Raw genomic sequence first — 19,643 nt, forward strand, 5'->3', positions numbered from 1 at the left:
GACCATGCGGCTGATCCCGGCCGGAACGGTGACCATGTGGCTAGTCCTGGCCGAAACGGTGACCATGCCGCTAGTCCTGGCCGAAACGCTTGACCTCGTCGGCGAACGGGGTCAGGCCGTCCGTCATCATCCCGGCCATCTGGGCGGTCAGGTCGGCGGCGGCGGCTGCCGCGGCGGCGAGCACCGCCTCCGCCAGCGCGTCCGCGCCCAGCCGCATCGCCCGCGGGTCGATGCGCAGGCCGCCGAGCGCGCCGGTCGGCAGCACCTCGGCCGTCACCTGACCATGGGCCGCCTCGCCGCGGCCGCGGATGTCCGTGAGGCGCTCCTGCAATTCCCGCAGTGGCCGCGTATCGGCCTGGAACTGGGCGAGCAGGCGGTGCATCTCCTCGTCCAGGAAACCGTCGTCCGGCGTTTTCATCGGGTCTCCGGAATGAACGTGCCGTCCGACTCCGAATACTCGGGCGGGTCGGACACTTTCGGCAGGGAAGCGATGCTGGCCCAGTTCGCGATGTCGTAACCGGTCTTCATGCCGGCCAGTCGTTCGGCGACCGCGGGATAGACGTCGCGTAGCGCTGCGACGTACGACTCGGATTTCTTCAACGCCGTGGAATAGCCCTGCCTGAACGTGTTCGCCGTCTCGTCCGTGCCGGCGAAATCGCCTAACGCGGCGATGGCGTCGAGAATCCAGCGGACGTCCTTGGCCAGGTCATCGTGCTCGGTGACGAACCCGCCGGCCGCCTTGGTGAAGGTGCTTCCGCGAACGTCGATGCCAGGATCTGTCACAGGCGCCCCTCACATTGTCCACATAGCCTACATGGATAGTGTACTTTGCGGGGAGCCGGTTCAGTACAGCTTCGTGGTGGTGCGCTGGACGACGGCGGGGGCCAGGCGGACGCGCTTGACCGTGACCCGGTGGCCGCGCGTGTCGGTGATCCGCACGGCGAAGGGGCCCCTGCCCATGCCGGACTCGGCGATCCAGTAGTTGTAGTCGGCTCGGGCCAGCTTGCGCCACGCGCCGCCGGCCTTCACCTCGACCGAGGTGAGCGGGTTGCCGTGGTCGTCGGCCAGCAGGGCCAGCCACCACTGCGACGACCCCTCCTTGACGCGGAACGAGAGCGGCCTGCCGACGCGCGGGTTCCTGACCGGGCGGTAGGTGACGCCGGCCATGCCCTTGCCCGGGTCCGCGACGCGGGCGAACGCCGCGCGGCTCAGGTCGAGGTGCCCCTTCGGGCATTCCTTGCACTGGTCGACGACCTTGACCCGGACGGAGCCGTTCGGTCCTGTGACGTCGATGTAGCCGCCGCAGGCCGCCGCGGCCGCGTACTCGCCCGGGGAGAGCGCGACGTAGAGGTTGCCGGTGGGAGGCGACGGATAGGAGCAGTTGCCGCCGCCGGATTTGAGCTCGTAGAAAGTCGCCCTTCCCCTGATGGCTCCGGTCTCTTCGCTCCGGCCGGATCGAGCCGAGGCGTGGGCGGGGAGGAGCGAGGTGACGGCGAGCGCCGCCGCGAAAACGGAAAGGGAGCGTCGCATCCGGGATTTCCTCTCGTACGGGATGGACGCGACGGTAGCGAAAGCCGCGCAACCCGGTACGGCAAGCACCGGAGTGTCCGTAGCGGTCGTGGAATGATCTCTCGCGGCCGGCTGCGCGTGACGTGCGGAATCTCGTGCAAATTTCGGTGGCGGCGCGTCACCCTCGCGAAAGGATAAGCGCGTCCGCAACAGGACTCCCTTCTGATGTGTCTGGGCATCGCTGTGGCCAGTGGGGTGCTCTTCGTCGCGGTCGTCCGGGTGACGCGGAAGTTGCGAGCCGGGTGAAAGTTTCACCGGTGCGGTGCCGTCCGCGCTGATGGGCGGACCGAATCGGCCTGGGCGGTTGAGTTGGCGCCGTTCTGCTGCCTACGGTGCTTACATCCGCACCCGGTGGTCCGGTCAAGGAGTCCGTCATGCGCGCCCGTATCGTTCCGGCCCTGATTTTGGCCCTGATCGCTCTCCTCGTCAGCGCTCCAGAGGCCCGCGCCCAGGTGGTGGGCGGGTTCGACTTCGCCAGAGCCGAGGTGTCCGTCACGGGCCTGCAGGTCCCCTGGAGTCTGGCCTTCCTGCCGGACGGCAGCGCGCTGGTCTCCGAGCGGAACACGGGCCGGATTCTCCAGGTACGACCGGGGCAGACGGCCGTCCCGGTCGCCACGGTCAGCGGGGTCAGCGCGTCGGGTGAGAGCGGGCTGCTCGGCATCGCGGTGTCGCCGACGTACGCGCAGGACGGCTGGGTGTACGCGTACTTCACCAGCACCAGCGGCGACAACCGGCTGATCAGGCTGCAGCTCAGCGCGCCGCAGACGCAGCCGGTGCTCTTCTCCGGCGTTCCGAGCGCCACGATCCACGACGGCGGCCGGCTCGCCTTCGGGCCGGACGGCATGCTCTATCTGGGGACCGGCGACGCGAGCAACACCGCCAACGCCCAAAACCTCAACACCCCCGCGGGAAAGATCCTGCGCATGACGCCCACCGGCGGGATCCCGTCGGGCAACCCGTTCTCCGGCTCCCGCGTCTGGAGCTACGGCCACCGCAACGTGCAGGGGCTGGCCTGGGACGCCCAAGGCCGGATGTACGCCAGCGAGTTCGGCCAGAACACCTGGGACGAGATCAACCAGATCGTCGCCGGCGGCAACTACGGCTGGCCCACGTGCGAGGGCAACTGCGGCAACACCTCCTTCCGCAGCCCGATCGTCACCTGGACGACCGCCGAGGCGTCGCCGAGCGGGCTGGCGTACGCCAACAACACGCTCTTCGCCGCGGCCCTGCGCGGACAGCGGCTCTGGGCCGTGCCCCTCACCGGCAGCGGCACTGCCGGCACGCCGGTGGCCGAGCTCCAGTCCGCGTACGGACGGCTGCGCGCGGTCGCGGTCGGCCCTGACGGCTGGCTCTGGGTGACGACCAGCAACCGGGACGGCCGCGGCACCCCCGTGGCCCAGGACGACCGCGTCATCCGGATCCCACCGGCCACGACCGGCACCGACACCAGCCCGCCCACCGCTCCGGGCAACCCGACCGCGTCGGGGACGACCGCCACCGGCACCACGCTGGCGTGGGCCGCCTCGACCGACAACGTCGGAGTGAGCGGCTATGACGTCCTGCGCGCACCGGGTGCGACCGGCGGCACGTTCACGCAGGCAGGCACGTCGGCGACCACCTCGTTCACCGACACCGGGCTCACCGCGAGCACCGCCTACCGCTACCAGGTACGCGCCCGCGACGCGGCCGGCAACCTCTCCCCCGTGTCCGGCACGGTGGCGGTCACCACCACCTCGGGCGGGACCACCGGCGGCTGCACGGCGACGGCGACCACACAGACCCAGTGGGGCGGCGGCTACGTGATCCAGCCCGTCACGGTGGCCAACACCGGCACGTCCGCCGTCAACGGCTGGACGGTCACGTTCACGCTGCCCAGCGGCCACAGCGTCACCGGGTCCTGGAACGCCACGCTGACCAGCGGCGGCCAGACCGTCACGGCCAAGAGCCTCGGGCACAACGGCGCGCTGGCGCCCGGCCAGAGCGTCACGTTCGGCTTCCAGGCCGCCCGCCCGTCCGGCAACACCCAAGTACCTTCCGGGTACGTCTGCGCGAGTCCCTGACCCGGCGAGCGAGCCGCCCGGTGCTGTCTTCTCCTGAGCACCGGCCAAATCCTTCTCCTGAGGACCGGCCAAGTCCTTCTCCTGAGCACCGGCCGAGGCCGGGAATCAGCAGGTACGGGGTGCCCTCGGCCTAGACCCCGCTTTTGAGGGCAGAGAGGCTGTCGACCCCGTAAGCGAGCAGAGCCGGGCGCTCCCCACGAGCAACCGTGAGAACCACTACCGGTGCCTGGCAGGAAAGGCGGATCGCCCCAAGATCTGCTGCTTCCTCGCTCGATGCCGCGGTGCCGACGCACCCATGCGGCTTCCGGTCCGCCGCGCCCCGCGGCCATCACCCTCCTGGGCTCCCGGCCCGGACTCGGTCATGCGCGGGCGCAGCGCTGCCCTGTCCCCGAGCCCCGGAGCACGATGACTTCCCCCACCAGCGACCATGTGCAGATCGTCCCCGTCGTTCACCCGTTCGGCCTGCGCGTCAGCGGCGACATCGACCGCAGCACCCGGCATCTGCTGGAGCGCGCCCTGCTCTGGGCCGTGAGCGTCGGCGACGACGACATCCACCTCGACCTGACCCAGCTCACCTTCATCGACGCGGCCGGTCTGCGCCTGATCGCAAGCACCGCCGCCACGCTGCCCCAGCCGCGCAAGGTGATCCTGGCCGCGGCGCCGCCCGTGGTGCGCGACCTGCTCGGCCTGCTGGGCTGGCAGTTGAGCCCTGGGCTGCGGCTGTACGTGCCGAAGAACGGCTCGGGCCCGCACGGCGACGAGAACGTCAGGGACTTCAGGCCGATCACTCCATCCGATCCCGCAACCTGATCCTCGCGTTCGCCGTTTGAGGATCTTCGCCGGGGATAGCACCGTTTCGGCCCTATCCCCTCAGACGCCCGGCAGGCGAGACGATCATGCAGGCGGAATTCGAGCTGCGCTGTCCCATCAGCGCCGATCTCGGTTTCATCCGAGACTTGATACGCATGTACGGCCATCACAGCGGCCTGCGCGACCCCCGGCTGGACAACCTGGTGCTGGCCGTCAACGAGGCCGTCACCAACGTGCTCGACCACGCCGGCAAGGGCGGCCTGATCACCGCGCGCACCACCAGCGAGGCGGTCACGGTAGAAGTGCTCGACACGGCGGGCCGGCTCACCGACGACCACCTGACCGCGGCCCGCACACTCGACCAGACCGCCACGCACGGCTACGGGCTCTGGGTGATCCAGCACCTGTGCGACGCGGTCCACCTCGAACAGACCGACCTCGGGTCCCGGCTGAGCCTGAAGATGCGGCTGCGCCCCGCGCTCCGGGGCCGGCTGGGCACGCCGTTCAGGCTCGCGGCACTGCTGTCACACCTGTGACATGGAGCGGGGGTACCGGACCTGATGCGAAAGGTCTATGGTGCGCGCATGGGCGCCTCCTGGCAGCACGAGTCCTCGTCCCGTCCGGCGAGGTGCACCACCGCATCCCTGGATCTGACGCACCAATACCTGCCCGGCATGAGCGTGATCGCGATCGGCGGTGAGATCGACCGCACGACCAGCCCTCAGCTGGCCGACTACGTCCAGCGCGTCCGCCGGCCCGGCGACCATGTGGTCTTCGATCTGACCGAGCTGGGGTTCATGGACAGCTCGGGCCTCCACGTGCTGCTGGTCAGCGCCCAGCAGGCCGCCGCCGACGGCGTGCGCGTCCACCTCGCCGCCGCCCAGGGCGCGCCCGCCCGGCTGCTGCAGATCACCAACGTGGGCGCGCACCTGCCCGTGTACGTCACGGTGGAACAGGCCATCACCGCCGTGCTCACCGCCACCAGAACGCACTAGCCGCGCCCGCGGGCCTTGCCTGCGTGCTTCTGCCAGCCGTGGCCGGCCGTCGCCTTCTTCGCCTTCTTGACCTTTTTCGCCTTCTTGACCGGGCCTCCCGGCAGCGGCTCCCGATCGATGCCGGTCGCGGGCGGGTTGCGCGGGCGGTCGCCGGGGATCCGTTGGTGGATGACCGGGTCGGCCAGCATGACGCCGACGGGCTCGGCCGCCAGGTACGGGGCGGGATCGACGCGCCGGGCGGGCTCGCTGGTCGGCCAGGAGGTGGTGGCGAGCACGCTGGCGATCAAGGCGGTCAGCGCGGCGGCCTGCCGCCATCGCGAGGGCAGGACGATCGAGGAACCCGCCTGCACCGGGGTGCGGCCGGCGGCGCCGTACGGCACCGGTCGCGGGCGCGCCACAGCTCCCAGACCAGCGGCCGCGTCCGTCACCTCAGCGGTCCCCGAACCGGCGTCCATCACCTCAACGGTCCCTGGACCGGCGTCCATCACCTCAGCGGTCCCCGAACCGGCGTCCATCACCTCAGCGGCTTCCGGAACGGCGTCCGCCGGCTCCCGTTCGGCCAGTGCGGCCACCCGGGTCAGTTGCCGGTGCGCCTCCTCGCCGTCCGTACGGCGGGCGGGGTCCTTTTCCAGCAGCCCCGCGATGACCGGGGCGAGCGGGCCGGCGTGCAGGAACGGGTCGGGGCAGGCGGTGAGCACCGCGGAGAGGGTCGCCAGCTCACTGCTGTGCGCGAAAGGAGCCCGCCCTTCGACGGCCGCGTACAAGGTGGCGCCCAGCGACCAGAGGTCGGCCCGCGCGGTGGCGGGGCCGCCCCGGGCCCGTTCTGGGGCGATGTAGGCGGGTGTGCCGACCACCGTGCCCGCCTGAGTGAGATGGGACTGATCGTCCAGGGTGGTGGCCAGCCCGAAGTCGGTCAGGACGGCATGCTGCCGGAGCCCGCCGGTCAGCAGGATGTTGCCCGGCTTGACGTCGCGGTGCACGATGCCGTCGGCGTGCGCGGCGCGCAGCGCGTCCAGCACCTGCAGCCCGATGCGCGCGGCGGCGGGCACGGGCAGCGGCCCGTCCTCGGCGATCACCTCGGCCAGGCTGCGGGCGGGCACGAGCTGCAGCACGATCCACGGGCGCTCGTCGGCCACCACCACGTCGTAGACGGCGGCGATGTGCGGGTGGCTCAGCCGGGCGGCCAGCCGCGCCTCGCGCATCGTACGGCCGAGCAGCACCTCGCGCTCGCGCCACGGCCGATGGCCGAGGGTGACCTCCTTCACGGCGACCTGGCGGTCCAGCAGCTCGTCATGAGCCCGCCAGACCCGCCCCATGCCGCCTTGGCCGATCTCGGCCAGCAGCCGGTAGCGTCCAGCCAGTAACCATCCCGCGGAGTGCGAAACCGACATGCACGCAGGCCTACCCGATCAAGCCGGGCGCATGCAACACTGAGCGTGGCCGCATGCTATCGAACTCCTTTTCGACTACACTTCGTAGGCATGTCATCCCCCCTGGCACTCAGCCTGGAGTCCGCGCGGCGGCTGGCCGTGCGCTGCCAGCACCTGGCCGGTCGCCGTCCTGGCAACGACCTCGACGGGCTGCGGCAGGTGCTGCGGACGCTCCGCTGCCTGCAGCTCGACCCGGTCAACGTGATCGCCAGGAGCCACCTGCTGGTGCTGTGGAGCAGGATCGGCGACTTCGATCAGGCCGACCTCGACGTGCTGCTGTGGCAGGAGCGGTGGCTGTTCGAATACTGGGCGCACGCCGCGTCGATCGTGCTGGCGGAGGACTATCCGATCCACCACGTCATGATGCGCGCCTATCCGGGGAGCAAGTCCGGTGACGGGCAGCGGGTCCGCCGCTGGCTGGAGGCGAACGACCTGCTGCGGCAGCACGTGCTCGACCGGTTACGTGAGCAGGGGCCGCTGCCGGCCGGCGGGTTCGACGACCTGTCGGTGGTGGCGTGGGCGTCGAGCGGGTGGACCAACGGCCGCAACGTCGAGCGGATGCTCGACTTCCTGTGGTCCCAGGGGCACATCACGGTGGCCGGGCGCGAGGGGCGCAAGCGCCACTGGGATCTGACCGAGCGGCGGCTGCGCGAGGCGGCGGAGCCGACGCCGCTGACCCAGGAGGAGGCGGTCACGCAGGCCACCGAGCACGCGCTGCGCGCGCTCGGCGTGGCCCGCGCGGCCGACATCGAGCGCCACTTCGTCCGCGACCGCTATCCCGGCCTCGCCGAGGTGCTGGTCAAGCTGGAGCGGGCGGGCCGCGTGCGGCCGGTCGAGGTCGAGGGCGGCACCGAGCGCTGGTACGCGCACCGCGACGTGCTCGGCCTGCTCGACTCCGGCTGGGAGCCGCGCACGACGCTGCTGTCGCCGTTCGACAACCTCATCTGCGACCGGGCGCGGACCGAGCGCCTGTGGGGCTTCGCGTTCCGCACGGAGATGTACATCCCCAAGGACAAGCGCCAGTACGGCCACTACATCCTGCCCATCCTGCACGGCGACCGGCTGGCCGGCCGGCTCGTGCCACGCCTGGATCGGCGCCGGGGCCTGCTGGAGATCGAGGGGCTGTTCCCCGAGCCGGACACGGTCCCGGACCGGGAGACCACACAGGCCGTCGGCCGGGCGGTCGCCGAGCTGGCCGCGTTCGCCGGCGCCCGCGAGATCTCCTACGGCGACAAGGTGGCGGCGGCCTGGCGCACCACGTGACGAGCACCCAAGGGCCACCGTGACGACCGCCCGGCAACCGCCGTAACAAGCGCGCGACAGTGCCCGGCGAGCGCCCGGCGGGATCGGCGACGTCACCTCGGGGAGAGCAGGCGCGACCGCCCGCCGGGAGGATGCTGCGCAAATGGATGCAGAACGAGGACGACTACGGCAGTCGGCCGCTGCAGACGCGCCATGGCGCAGGTGGGGCCCCTACCTGAGCGAACGGCAATGGGGCACGGTCCGCGAGGACTACAGCTACGACGGCGACGCCTGGAACTACTTCCCGCACGACCACGCCCGCTCGCGCGCCTACCGCTGGGGCGAGGACGGGCTCGGCGGCGTCAGCGACGACAAGCAGCGCCTGTGCCTGTCGATGGCCCTGTGGAACGGCAGGGACCCGATACTGAAGGAGCGGCCGTTCGGGCTGACCAACGGCGAGGGCAACCACGGCGAGGACGTCAAGGACTACTACTTCTACCTCGACAACACGCCGACCCACTCCTACATGCGTTACCTGTACAAATACCCCCAGGCCCCGTTCCCCTACGAGAACCTGATCGCCACCAGCAGGGCCCGCGACCGGCACGCCTTCGAGTACGAGCTGCTCGACACCGGCGTCTTCGACGACGACCGCTACTTCGACGTCTTCTTCGAGTACGCCAAGGCCGCCCCCGACGACCTGCTCGTGCTCGTCACCGTGGCCAACAGGGGCCCGGAGGACGCCACGGTGCACGTCCTGCCGACCCTGTGGTTCCGCAACACCTGGTCGTGGGGCCAGGGCACGGCCAAGCCGTCGATGCGGGCGACCGCCCCCGGCGTGATCCAGGCCGACCATCAGGACCTCGGCACGTACCGGCTGCACTGCGCGGCCGACGTGCCGCTGCTGTTCACCGAGAACGAGACGGACAACGAGCGGGTGTTCCACACCCCGAACCCCGCCCCGTACGTCAAGGACGGCATCGGCCGCCACGTCGTCGACGGGGACGACCGCGCGATCAACCCGGCGCGCACCGGCACCAAGGCCGCCGCCCAGTACGTGCTGCGGGTGCCGGCCGGCGGGGAGGCGACCGTGCGGGTCCGGCTTACCGCCGCGGACGTCCAGGACCCGCTGGGATCGGCCTTCGACGAGGTGATGGCGCGGCGGCGGGCCGAGGCGGACGGCTTCTACGACGAGCTCGCCGCCGAGGGCGCGAGCCAGGACGACGCCCGCGTGCTCCGCCAGGCCCTGTCCGGCCTGCTGTGGGGCAAGCAGTACTACTACTTCGACGTCGAGACCTGGCTGGCCGAGCACGGCTCGGACCCGTGGACGCCGAAGAAGGGCCGCAACCAGTCGTGGTTCGACATGAACGCCGACGACGTGCTGGTCATGCCGGACAAGTGGGAATATCCCTGGTTCGCCGCCTGGGACCTGGCCTTCCACGCGGTCGCGCTCGCCATGGTCGACGTCGATCTGGCCAAGCACCAGGTCGAGGTGCTGCTGTGCGACCGGCACCTGCACGCCAACGGGCAGATTCCCGCGTACGAGTGGGAGTTCAGCGACGTCAACCCGCCCGTCCACGCGTGGGCCGCCCGCTTCATCAACAGCATGGACCGCCGGCTCACCGGCCACAGCGACCTGGACTTCCTGGAGCGGGTGTTCCAGAAGCTGCTGGTGAACTTCACCTGGTGGGTCAACCGCAAGGACCCCGACGGCCGCAACGTCTTCCAGGGCGGCTTCCTCGGGCTGGACAACATCGGCGTGTTCGACCGCAGCGCCCCGCTGCCCACCGGCGGCACGCTCGACCAGGCCGACGGGACGGCGTGGATGGCGTTCTACACGCAGACCATGCTGCAGATGGCGGCCGAGCTGTCGGACCGGGCGCCCGCGTACGAGGATCTGGCCGTCAAGTTCGCCGAGCACTTCCTGCGCATCTCCGCCTCGATCGACCGGACCGGCGAGGTCAAGGACGAGATGTGGGACGAGGCCGACGGGTTCTTCTACGACGTGCTGCGCCTGCCGAACGGCGACGCCACCCGCCTCAGGGTCCGCTCGATGGTCGGGCTGCTGCCGCTGTGCGCGTCCAGCGTGTTCGTGCCGCGCGCGGCGGAGGAGGACGCGCGGCTGTTCAACAAGATCAGGGCGTTCGCGCGGCGGCATCCCGCGGTGACCCAGGGCATGTCGGCGGCCGACCGGCCCGGGGTGGCGAACCGCCGGCTGCTGTCCCTGCTGGACCAGGGCAAGCTCAGGCGGGTGCTGGCCCGGATGCTCGACGAGTCGGAGTTCCTGAGCCCGTACGGGATCAGGTCGCTGTCGAAGCACCACGCCGAGCATCCGTACGCGTTCTGGGTGGACGGGCGCGAATATCGCGTGGCGTACCTGCCGGCCGAGTCCGACAGCGGGATGTTCGGCGGCAACTCCAACTGGCGCGGACCGGTCTGGTTCCCGATCAACGCGCTCATCATCCGGGCGCTGCTGCACCTGTACGCCTACTACGGCGACGACTTCACCGTCGAGTGCCCCACGGGATCGGGCAACCAGCTGACCCTGTACGAGGTCAGCAGGGAGATCTCCGAGCGGCTCGTCCGCGTCTTCCAGCGCGGCGCGGACGGGCGGCGGCCGGTGTACGGCGGGCAGCGCAAGTTCCAGGAGGATCCGCACTGGCGGGACCTCGTGTCGTTCTACGAGTACTTCCACGGCGACAACGGCGCGGGCCTCGGGGCCTCCCACCAGACCGGGTGGACCGCCACCGTCGCCGCCCTCATGATCATGAACGGGCGGCTGTCCGCCACCGACTTCCTGACCGGCGGCCGATCCGAGGAGGGGCTCGGCTGAGACACCCGGGCTCGCGATCCGCCGGACCGCGGGCCCCGGGGCTTTTATCTTTGAGGACTTCTGTGCTTACTTGAGCGTTCATGACTCGGTTAATGTGGACCGGTGTGATCACGAGGTGTCCCCTCCCCGTTCGTGGCTAGCCACGCCGCTCATCGGCGCGATCATCGCATCGACGACCGCCGTCCTCATCACCGCCGGACCGGCCGCCGCCGATCCCGCCCGGTCCATCCCCGGCAAGGTCTCCGATCCCGTCAGTCATGTCGATCCGCTGATCGGCTCCGCCAACGGCGGCAACACCTATCCCGGCGCGGTCCTGCCGTTCGGGATGATCTCGTGGAGCCCGACCAACACGGCGGGCGACCAGACCAACGCCGCCGGCGCCAACGGCTACTCCTACGCCACACCCCGGGTGCGCGGCTTCGCGCTCACGCACGTCAACGGCGCGGGCTGCCATCCAGGGGCGGCGGGCGACATCCCGATCATGCCGTGGGCCGGCGAGGTGACCTCCTCGCCGACGGCGGACACGAAGGACGCCGTCTACGCCGGCGGCTTCAGCCACGACAACGAGAGCGCGAAGCCCGGCCGGTACACCGTCACGCTGGACTCCGGCGTCAAGGCCGACCTCTCGGTCACCACGCGCGCGGGCGTCGGCGAGTTCGCCTTCCCGAAGGGCGCCACGGCCAACCTGCTGTTCCGGGTGTCCAACTCGCTCAACGGCAGCGAGGACGCCGAGATCACCATCGACCCCGCCACGCGTACGGTCACCGGCTCGGTGCTGACCGGCGCGTTCTGCGGGCGCCGCGCCAACGGCGGCGTCAACAACCGGAAGACCTACTACCGGCTGCACTTCGCCGCGTCGTTCGACCGCGCCTTCTCCGGCACCGGCACGTGGGTCGACGGCGACCTGCGTCCCGGCACGACGACGGCGAGCGGCGGCGAGGGCTACGCGACCGGGGCGGACCGCGCGGGCCGCGGCTCCGGCGGATACGTCAGCTTCGACACCGCCTCCGACGCCGACGTGCGGATGAAGGTGGGCATCTCCTACACGAGCCTGGACGCCGCCAGGCAGAACCTCGCCCGCGAGGTCACCAAACGGGACGACGTCGGCTCGGTGGCGGCCAAGGCGACCAGGGCCTGGGCGGAACGACTGCGCTCGATCGAGGTGGCCGGCGGCTCCGCGGACCAGCTCACCCCGTTCTACACGGCCCTCTACCACTCCTACCTCCAGCCGAACGTCACCAGCGACGTCGCCGGCACCTACCTCGGCAGCGACCAGAAGGTGCACCGGCTCGCCAGGGGCCAGCGGGCCCAGTACGGCAACTTCTCCGGCTGGGACCAGTATCGGGCGCACACCCAGCTCCTCGCCCTGCTCGAACCGGAGGTAGCGGGCGACTTCGCGCAATCCCTGTACAACCTGGCCGGGCAGAACGGCGGCGTGTGGGACCGCTGGGTCCACGTGAACGGGCCCACGCACGTGATGACCGGCGACCCGTCGGCCCCCACGCTGGCCGGCTTCCACGCGCTCGGCGTGCGCAACTTCGACGTGCGCGGCGCGTTCGACTCCCTGGTGACGCAGGCGACCGTGCCGCACCCGTCGGGCCTGTCCGACGCGGGCTGCCCGGGGCAGTGCGAGGGTCAGCGGCCGAACCTGGCCGAGTACCTGCGGCTGCACTACGCGCCCCAGGACACCTGCCACTGCTGGGGCGGCGCGGCGGAGACGCTGGAGGACGCGGCGGCCGACTTCGCGCTCGCGGACTGGGCGAAGCGGCTCGGCCGCACGGCCGAGCACGACACGCTGATGCCGCGGGCCGGTTGGTGGCGCAACACCTTCAACCCGTCGGCCGGCCAGGAGGGCGGTTACCAGCAGGCGCGCAAGGCCGACGGGAGCTGGCTGTGGCCGTTCTCCACGACCTCTGACGCGGGCTTCGCCCAGGGCACCAGCGCGACCTACACCTGGATGGTCCAGCACGACGTGTCCGGCCTCGCCGCCGCCATGGGCGGCAAGGAGCAGGCCGCCAAGCGGCTCGATGCGTTCTTCCACCGCGCCGACGGCTCGTGGGCGACCGGCGGCGACGGCTTCCGCTACGACCCCACGAACGAGCCGGGCATCCACGTCCCGTGGCTCTACAACGCGCTGGGTCAGCCGTGGAAGACGCAGCAGACCGTGCGCGCGATGGCGTCCCTGGTCTACAAGACCGGGCCGGGCGGCCTGCCGGGCAACGACGACCTCGGCACCATGTCCGCCTGGTACGTCTTCGCCGCGCTCGGCATGTACCCCCAGACGCCGAGCCGCGCCGAGATGCTGCTGTCCAGCCCGATGTTCCAGAAGGCGTGGATCAAGCGCGGCAACGGCAGGACCATCACGGTGACCGCCCCGCGGGCGGCCCCCGACGCGATCTACGTGCAGGACGTGCGGGTGAACGGCAAGGCGTACTCCCGGTCCTGGCTCCCCGAGTCGCTGCTCAACAGGGGCGGCGACGTGGTGGTCAACGTGGGCGCCACGGCGAACACCTCCTGGGGCACGGCGACCGGCGACCTGCCGGTGGACCACGTCCCCGCGGCGGACGCCCCGGTGCCGAACCTGCCCGCCGCCTGCGTGCCGACCGGCTCCGCGTGCGCCCAGAACCTCCAGTACGACGTGGACGGCGTGGCCACCGGCGACGCCAAGTCCCAGGGCAACCTGGACGGCAAGGGCTGGAGCTTCCCCGCCGAGCAGCTCCCCGCCCCCGGCACGCAGTCCACGCCCGGCTACCTGATCCCCGAGACGAAGGGCACCACGGGGAACTTCCACAGCCTCCGCGGCCAGCGCACCTACCTGACCCCGGGCCGCTACCAGGCTCTCGACCTGCTCGTCACCGCCGTCAACGGCGACCAGCAGACCGAGCTCACCATCGCCTACGCCGACGGCACGACGTCCGCCGCGCCCTTGAAGGTCACCGACTGGGCGAGCACGGCGCCGCGCTTCGGCGAGGAGGCGGCCGTCACGGCCGGCACCCGCTACAACGTCAACGGCACCGCCGACGGCCGCAAGGTGACCATCTGGCGCGTACGCGTCCCCGCCGACCCGGCCCGCGAGGCGATCTCGTTCACCAGCTCCGCGGTCCCCAACGTGAAGATCTTCGCCCTGAGCGGCCAACCGGCCGCATAGCGGCGGCCCAAGGTCACGCAGCGGCGGCCCGGGCCACGACGGCCCGGGCCACAGCGGCCCAGGTCACGACGGCCCAAGTCACGACGGCCGGGTCACGTAACGGCGGCCCGGGTCGCCGAGCTCAGCCCGTCGCTCGCGCCACGAGCTCGCGGATGAGCCCGGCGACCTCCTCCGGGGTGAAGTCCATGGCGTTCTCCCCGACCGTGATCTCGAAGCTCGACCGGCGCGGGTCGGGCGCCGAGCGCACGCGCCCGTAGAGCTGCACCCCGTGCTCAGCCAGCATCGCGGCCCCCGCGGCGGCGACCGCCCGCCGCCCGGCGGGCAGGTGCACGTGGAACAGGGGCGTCTGCGGCGGGTCGGGCCAGGCGAAGGCCACACCGTCCTCGTTGACGGCCGCCGCGATCGCGACGGCGTGCTCGCGGAACGACTCCATGCGCGGCAGCAGCGTGTCGAGACCGGCGAGCGCCGCGAGGGCCTGCGGCCAGGACTCGGCGTGCCCGCCGAGCCGGTTCAGCCATACGCCCGCCTCGGCGATCGTGTCCGCGTCGGCCAGCAGGACGGCCCCGGAGACGCCCTGGAGCGCCTTGTAGAGCGAGACGTACACGGAGTCGAACAACCCGGCGATCTCGGCGTGAGGCCGCCGGTAGTACGTCTGGGCCTCCCACAGCCGGGCTCCGTCCAGGTGCGCGGCCGCTCCGCGCTGCCGCGCGACGGCGACCTGCGCGCGCAGGTCGTCCCACTCGGGCAGCAGGCCGCCGAGGTCGCGCTGCGGCAGCTCCCACACGACGGCGGCCGGCGGCTCCGCAACCGCTTCGAGGTCGGCCCCGGTCATCAGCTCGTTGCGGTCGCCCGCCCGGTGCAGGCGCAGGCCGTGCACCACGCTGTAGCCCTGCTCCTCCCACACGTCCAGGTGGGTCTGCGGGTGCGCGGCGAAGGCGGTACGGCCCCTGCGGGAGGCGTGCACGCGCAGCGCGACCTGCTGCGCCATCGTCCCCGTCGGGAAGAACAGCGCCGCCTCCTTGCCCAGCAGCTCAGCCAGCCGCGCCTCGACCGCCGCCTGCGGGGCCTCCGGCAGGGTGTCGTCGTCGACGAGCTCCAGCATGCGGCGCAGCATGGCGGCCGGCCTGCGGCCGATCGGGGCGTGCAGGAACAGCGACCGCCTGATCCGCGGTGTCGAAGGGTCCATGGCGCAGAAAATACCGCGCGACGTCACGCCCGCTGAAGCAGCGTCACCCGCCAGAGGCCGCGCGCCTGGGCAGCCCGGCCGCTCAGAGGCGAGCACCTGAGCGGGCTCGGCGACTCAGAGGCCGAGCACCTGGGCGGGCTCCGCGATGAGCTGCTGGATGATCAGCCCGGCCGCGCCCAGCACGGCCGCGTCCGCGCCGATCCCCGACACCGTGAGGGCCGGCGGCGTGCCGCGCATCTGCCCCAGCCGGGCCCCCAGCCCCTCGGCGACCGGCCCTTCGAGCCACGGGTAGAGGGGCGCGTAGATCCCGCCGAGCACGATCCTGCCGGGGTCGAGCAGGTGGACGGCCGAGGTGAGCGCCACGCCGAGCGCGTGACCGGCCCGCTCGCACGCCTCCAGGGCCCGCCGGTCGCCCGACTCCAGCCGGCCCACCAGGTCCGCGACCGAGGCCAAGGGTCCGAGCAGGGCGTCCTGGCCGGCGTACACCTCCAGGCAGCCGCGCCCGCCGCACCTGCACGCGGGCCCGTCCGGCACGACGACGACGTGCCCCAGCTCGCCCGCCAGCCCGAACGTGCCCTTGAACACCGTCCCACCGACCACGAGCCCGGCGCCGATGCCGATCTCGCCGGAGACGTACAGGAAGTCCGTCTCGCGCGAGCCGAACCACAGCTCGCCGAGCGCCGCCAGGTTCGCCTCGTTGTCGATGGCGAACGGCAGGTCGATCAGGTCCGCCACCCGTACGTCCCGCCAGCCGAGGTGCGGCGCGCTCCGCAGCACGCCGTCCTCGACCGTGCCGGGGACGGCGAGCGCCGCGCCGATGACCCGCAGCCCGGCCGACTCGGCCTCCGCCGTCGTCTCCTTCACCAGGTCGCGCAGCTCCTGGAGGATGTCGGCCGGGTTGGAGTTGCGGTTGTCGGCCGGCCGCGTCCGCCGCAGCCGCACGGTACGGGTCAGATCGACCACGCACGCGGCCAGGTAGTCGATGTTGATCTCCAGCCCCAGGGTGGCCAGCCGGTGCCCGCTCAGGCTCACCGCCACGCCGGGCCGCCCGCGCTCGCCCGCCCGCACGGTGCCGCTCTCGGTCACCACCCCCGCCTCCAGGAGATCCGAGACCAGGCTGGATACGGTCGTCTTGGTGAGCCCGGTCAGCTCGGCGAGCGCGGCCCTGGTGTGCGGTCCTGATCGGTGGATGGTCCCCAGCACTACGGCCAAGTTACGGGCGCGCATGGAATCATGCCGCACCCCTCTTGACGACGGCATGCCCACCTCCTCAGGATTATGTACAGATTATGGACTAAAAATAGAGGGAGCACACAATGCCCGATTTCACGCCCACCCCCGCCGACCGCTTCACCTTCGGGCTGTGGACGGTCGGCTGGCAAGCCCGCGACCCGTTCGGCGATGCCTCCAGGCCGGCGCTCGACCCGGTGGAGAGCGTGCACCGGCTGGCCGAGCTGGGCGCGCACGGCGTCACCTTCCACGACGACGACCTGCTCGCCGTCGAGCCCGACCGGGACAAGGCCGTCGCCGCGTTCAAGAAGGCGCTGGACGAGACCGGCATGAAGGTGCCGATGGCCACCACGAACCTGTTCACGCACCCCGTCTTCAAGGACGGCGCGTTCACCAGCAACGACCGCGACGTACGCCGCTACGCCCTGCGCAAGGTGATCCGCAACATCGACCTGGCCGCCTCGCTGGGCGCCACGACCTACGTCTGCTGGGGCGGGCGCGAGGGCTCGGAGTCGGACGCGGCCAAGGACGTCAGGGCCGCCATGGAGCGCTACAAGGAAGGCCTCGACCTGCTCTGCTCGTACGTCCGCGAGCGCGGCTACGACATGCGCTTCGCCCTTGAGCCCAAGCCGAACGAGCCCCGCGGCGACATCCTCCTGCCGACCATCGGCCACGCCCTGGCGCTGATCAACGAGCTGGAGCACCCCGAGATGGTGGGCCTCAACCCCGAGGTCGGCCACGAGCAGATGGCCGGCCTGAACTTCGTGCACGGCATCGCCCAGGCCCTCTGGCACGGCAAGCTCTTCCACATCGACCTCAACGGCCAGCACGGCCCCAAGTACGACCAGGACCTGATCTTCGGCCACGGCGACCTCAAGAGCGCGTTCTTCCTGGTGGACCTGCTGGAGAACGGCGGCTACGAGGGCCCGCGCCACTTCGACTACAAGCCGCTGCGCACCGAGGACCCCGAGGACGTGTGGGTCTCGGCCGCCGCGAACATGCGCACGTACCTGATCCTCAAGGAGAAGTCGCGCGCCTACCGCGCCGACCCGGAGGTCCAGGAGGCCCTGCGCGCCTCGCGCGTGGACGAGCTCGCCCAGCCCACGCTCGCCGCCGGTGAGACCTGGGCCGACCTGGCCAAGGACGAATTCGACCCCGAGGTGGCGGCCGCCCGCGGCTTCCACTTCACCCGGCTCAACCAGCTCGCGCTCGAACACCTCATGGGGGTACGCGGATGAGCAAACCCATCAGTGTCCAGCTCTACACCGTCAGAGACGCGTTAGCGGCCGATCGGGACGGCGTGCTGCGGCGGATCGCGGAGATCGGCTACCGGTCCGTCGAGCCCTACGACCCCACCACCGACCCCAAGGGGTTCCGCCAGGTCGCCGACGACCTGGGGCTGAGCGTGTCGAGCACGCACGCGTACGCGCTGCTCAGCGAGGAGCCCGCGAAGGTCTTCGACGCGATCGCCACGGTCGGCACCGACCTGGTGATCATCCCCGGCGGGATCGCGGAGGCGGAGTTCACCACCCGCGACGGCCTCTCGCGCACGGCCGACCTGCTGAACGGCCTGGCCGAGCAGGCCGCGGGGCACGGGATGCGGATCGGCTACCACAACCACTGGTGGGAGATCGAGCCCAGGATCGACGGCAGGCACGCCATCGAGGTGCTGGCGGACCTGCTCGCGCCCGAGGTGTTCCTGGAGATCGACACGTACTGGGCGGCGGTGGGCGGCGCGGACGTGCCCGCCCTGCTCGGCCGCCTCGGACAGCGCACGCTGGCGCTGCACGTCAAGGACGGCCCTGTGGTCAAGGGCGAGCCGCACACCGCGGTGGGCCAGGGCGTCATGCCCGTACCGGACATCCTCGCCGCCGCGCCGGACGCGTGGCGCATCGTGGAGCTGGACGAGTGCGCGACCGACGTCTTCGCCGCCCTCGCGGACAGCCACGCCTACCTCACCTCATCGGCGGAATTGGAGAGCTCTTGAGCAACGGCCCCGTCGGCGTCGCCCTGGTCGGCGCCGGAGTGATCAGCGGCCAGTACCTACGCAACCTCAACGACTTCCCCGACGTGCGCGTGCTCGGCGTCGCGGACATCGACGCCGGGCGCGCCGCCGAGGTGGCGCGCGAGCACGACGTGCCCGTGTCGGGAACCCTCGCCACCGTGCTCGCGGTGCCCGAGGTCGAGATCGTGGTCAACCTCACCGTCCCGTCCGCGCACGCGGCCGTCGCGCTGGAGAGCCTGCGCGCGGGCAAGCACGTGTACGGCGAGAAGCCGCTCGCGATGAACACCGACGAGGCGGCGAAGGTCATGGCCGAGGCCGCCGGTCTGGGGTTGCGCGTCGGCGGCGCCCCCGACACCTTCCTGGGCGCCGGGCTGCAGTCCACGCTGCACGCCCTGCGCTCGGGGCTCATCGGCGAGCCGGTCGCGGTCACCGCGGCCACGCAGAGCCTCGGCCCCGAGTCCTGGCACCCCAACCCGGAGTTCTTCTACCAGCCGGGCGCGGGCCCGCTCTTCGACCTGGGCCCCTACTACCTGACCGCCCTGGTGTCCCTGCTCGGCCCCGTCAGCCAGGTGGCGGCCGACACCCGCAAGGCCCGCGGCCGTCGCCTGGTCGGCTCGGGGCCCAAGGAGGGCACCTCGTTCCCCGTGGACGTCCCGACCCACGTCAACGCCCTGCTGGACTTCCCGGGCAGCGCGACGGCGTCGGCCACGTTCAGCTTCGACTCGGCCGTCAACCGGCGGCTGATCGAGATCATCGGCACGGAGGGCGCCCTGTCCCTGCCCGATCCCAACACCTTCGAGGGCCCGCTGCTGGCCCGCGGCCTGCGGGACACGGACTGGCGTGAGCTGCCGGTGACGGGCACGACGGCCGGGCGCGGGATCGGCGTGCTGGACCTGGCCAGGTCGCTCCGGGCGGACGCGCCGCACCGCGCGTCCGGCGAGCTGGCCTTCCACGTGCTGGAGCTGATGGCCGCCATCGCGGAGTCGGGCGAGCGCTCGGAGTTCAGGAGCATCACCTCGGGCACGGCCGTGCCGGAGGCGCTGCCGGCGGGCTGGGACCCGTACGCCGCGACCCTTTCCTGATCGACAGCCGGGCGACGGGCGTCGCCCGGCTTCGATTACATAAAGTGACAACA

General features: G+C 71.5%; 16 protein-coding genes. 10 read left to right on the forward strand and 6 right to left on the reverse strand.

Annotation, left to right across the window (positions count from 1 at the left end):
* Window positions 1-70 precede the first annotated feature (70 nt).
* From ABEA43_RS28085 to ABEA43_RS28095, 3 genes are read right to left on the reverse strand one after another with little or no spacing between them, the layout of a single operon-like run.
* Window positions 71-418, reverse strand: coding sequence for a YbaB/EbfC family nucleoid-associated protein (locus ABEA43_RS28085; protein WP_345566407.1), 348 nt, complete (start codon window positions 416-418; stop codon window positions 71-73).
* Window positions 415-783 (reverse strand): hypothetical protein, encoded by a 369-nt coding sequence (locus tag ABEA43_RS28090; RefSeq protein ID WP_345566408.1) that lies wholly within the window; start codon window positions 781-783, stop codon window positions 415-417. The genes ABEA43_RS28085 and ABEA43_RS28090 overlap by 4 nt, the downstream gene beginning before the upstream one ends.
* 60 nt (window positions 784-843) lie before the next feature.
* Window positions 844-1,530, reverse strand: a complete 687-nt coding sequence (locus ABEA43_RS28095; RefSeq protein ID WP_345566410.1) for an expansin EXLX1 family cellulose-binding protein — start codon at window positions 1,528-1,530, stop codon at window positions 844-846.
* Window positions 1,531-1,943: 413 nt separating this feature from the next.
* Here ABEA43_RS28095 and ABEA43_RS28100 point away from each other — a divergent pair, with 413 nt between their 5' ends.
* The 4 genes from ABEA43_RS28100 to ABEA43_RS28115 all read left to right on the forward strand — a co-directional run bounded on the left by ABEA43_RS28100 (window position 1,944) and on the right by ABEA43_RS28115 (window position 5,434).
* A complete protein-coding gene (locus tag ABEA43_RS28100) occupies window positions 1,944-3,629 on the forward strand; it encodes a PQQ-dependent sugar dehydrogenase (RefSeq protein ID WP_345566411.1) in 1,686 nt (561 codons plus the stop codon).
* 405 nt (window positions 3,630-4,034) lie between these two features.
* Window positions 4,035-4,439, forward strand: coding sequence for an STAS domain-containing protein (locus ABEA43_RS28105; protein ID WP_345566413.1), 405 nt, complete (start codon window positions 4,035-4,037; stop codon window positions 4,437-4,439).
* Between the two features lie 86 nt (window positions 4,440-4,525).
* Window positions 4,526-4,975 carry an ATP-binding protein gene (locus ABEA43_RS28110; RefSeq protein ID WP_345566415.1) on the forward strand — a complete coding sequence of 150 codons (450 nt, stop codon included), beginning with the start codon at window positions 4,526-4,528 and terminating at the stop codon, window positions 4,973-4,975.
* A gap of 48 nt (window positions 4,976-5,023) precedes the next feature.
* Window positions 5,024-5,434, forward strand: coding sequence for an STAS domain-containing protein (locus ABEA43_RS28115; protein WP_345566416.1), 411 nt, complete (start codon window positions 5,024-5,026; stop codon window positions 5,432-5,434).
* On the opposite strand, the gene ABEA43_RS28120 is transcribed toward ABEA43_RS28115, so the two are convergent.
* Window positions 5,431-6,825: a serine/threonine-protein kinase gene (locus ABEA43_RS28120; RefSeq protein WP_345566417.1), complete on the reverse strand. Its 1,395-nt coding sequence runs from the start codon at window positions 6,823-6,825 to the stop codon at window positions 5,431-5,433. The genes ABEA43_RS28115 and ABEA43_RS28120 overlap by 4 nt on opposite strands.
* A 90-nt stretch (window positions 6,826-6,915) precedes the next feature.
* Between ABEA43_RS28120 and ABEA43_RS28125 the strand changes: the two genes are divergently transcribed.
* The 3 genes from ABEA43_RS28125 (at window position 6,916) to ABEA43_RS28135 (ending at window position 14,087) form a co-directional block, all read left to right on the forward strand.
* A complete protein-coding gene (locus ABEA43_RS28125; RefSeq protein WP_345566418.1) occupies window positions 6,916-8,127 on the forward strand; it encodes a winged helix-turn-helix domain-containing protein in 1,212 nt (403 codons plus the stop codon).
* Between the two features lie 142 nt (window positions 8,128-8,269).
* Complete coding sequence (locus tag ABEA43_RS28130) at window positions 8,270-10,939, forward strand: MGH1-like glycoside hydrolase domain-containing protein (protein ID WP_345566420.1); 2,670 nt, start codon at window positions 8,270-8,272, stop codon at window positions 10,937-10,939.
* A gap of 115 nt (window positions 10,940-11,054) precedes the next feature.
* Window positions 11,055-14,087 (forward strand): GH92 family glycosyl hydrolase, encoded by a 3,033-nt coding sequence (locus tag ABEA43_RS28135; protein ID WP_345566421.1) that lies wholly within the window; start codon window positions 11,055-11,057, stop codon window positions 14,085-14,087.
* Between the two features lie 121 nt (window positions 14,088-14,208).
* Here ABEA43_RS28135 and ABEA43_RS28140 read toward each other — a convergent pair whose 3' ends face one another.
* Both ABEA43_RS28140 and ABEA43_RS28145 read right to left on the reverse strand, forming a co-directional pair.
* On the reverse strand, window positions 14,209-15,273 hold the full coding sequence (locus ABEA43_RS28140; protein WP_345566422.1) for a threonine aldolase family protein: 1,065 nt from the start codon (window positions 15,271-15,273) through the stop codon (window positions 14,209-14,211).
* Between the two features lie 114 nt (window positions 15,274-15,387).
* The gene (locus ABEA43_RS28145; RefSeq protein WP_345566423.1) at window positions 15,388-16,476 is read right to left on the reverse strand and encodes an ROK family protein; all 1,089 of its coding nucleotides are present in this window, start codon (window positions 16,474-16,476) and stop codon (window positions 15,388-15,390) included.
* A 113-nt stretch (window positions 16,477-16,589) separates the two neighbouring features.
* Between ABEA43_RS28145 and xylA the strand changes: the two genes are divergently transcribed.
* Genes xylA through ABEA43_RS28160 form a run of 3 tightly spaced genes read left to right on the forward strand, consistent with a single transcriptional unit; the run spans window position 16,590 to window position 19,590 of the window.
* A complete protein-coding gene (xylA, locus tag ABEA43_RS28150) occupies window positions 16,590-17,741 on the forward strand; it encodes a xylose isomerase (RefSeq protein ID WP_345566425.1) in 1,152 nt (383 codons plus the stop codon).
* Window positions 17,738-18,490 carry a sugar phosphate isomerase/epimerase family protein gene (locus ABEA43_RS28155; protein WP_345566427.1) on the forward strand — a complete coding sequence of 251 codons (753 nt, stop codon included), beginning with the start codon at window positions 17,738-17,740 and terminating at the stop codon, window positions 18,488-18,490. Before xylA ends, ABEA43_RS28155 begins: the two co-directional genes overlap by 4 nt.
* Window positions 18,487-19,590, forward strand: a complete 1,104-nt coding sequence (locus ABEA43_RS28160) for a Gfo/Idh/MocA family protein (protein WP_345566429.1) — start codon at window positions 18,487-18,489, stop codon at window positions 19,588-19,590. Before ABEA43_RS28155 ends, ABEA43_RS28160 begins: the two co-directional genes overlap by 4 nt.
* Window positions 19,591-19,643: the final 53 nt, after the last annotated feature.

Origin of the sequence: Nonomuraea rosea, assembly GCF_039539705.1 — a bacterium.
Taxonomy (GTDB): Bacteria; Actinomycetota; Actinomycetes; order Streptosporangiales; family Streptosporangiaceae; genus Nonomuraea; species Nonomuraea rosea.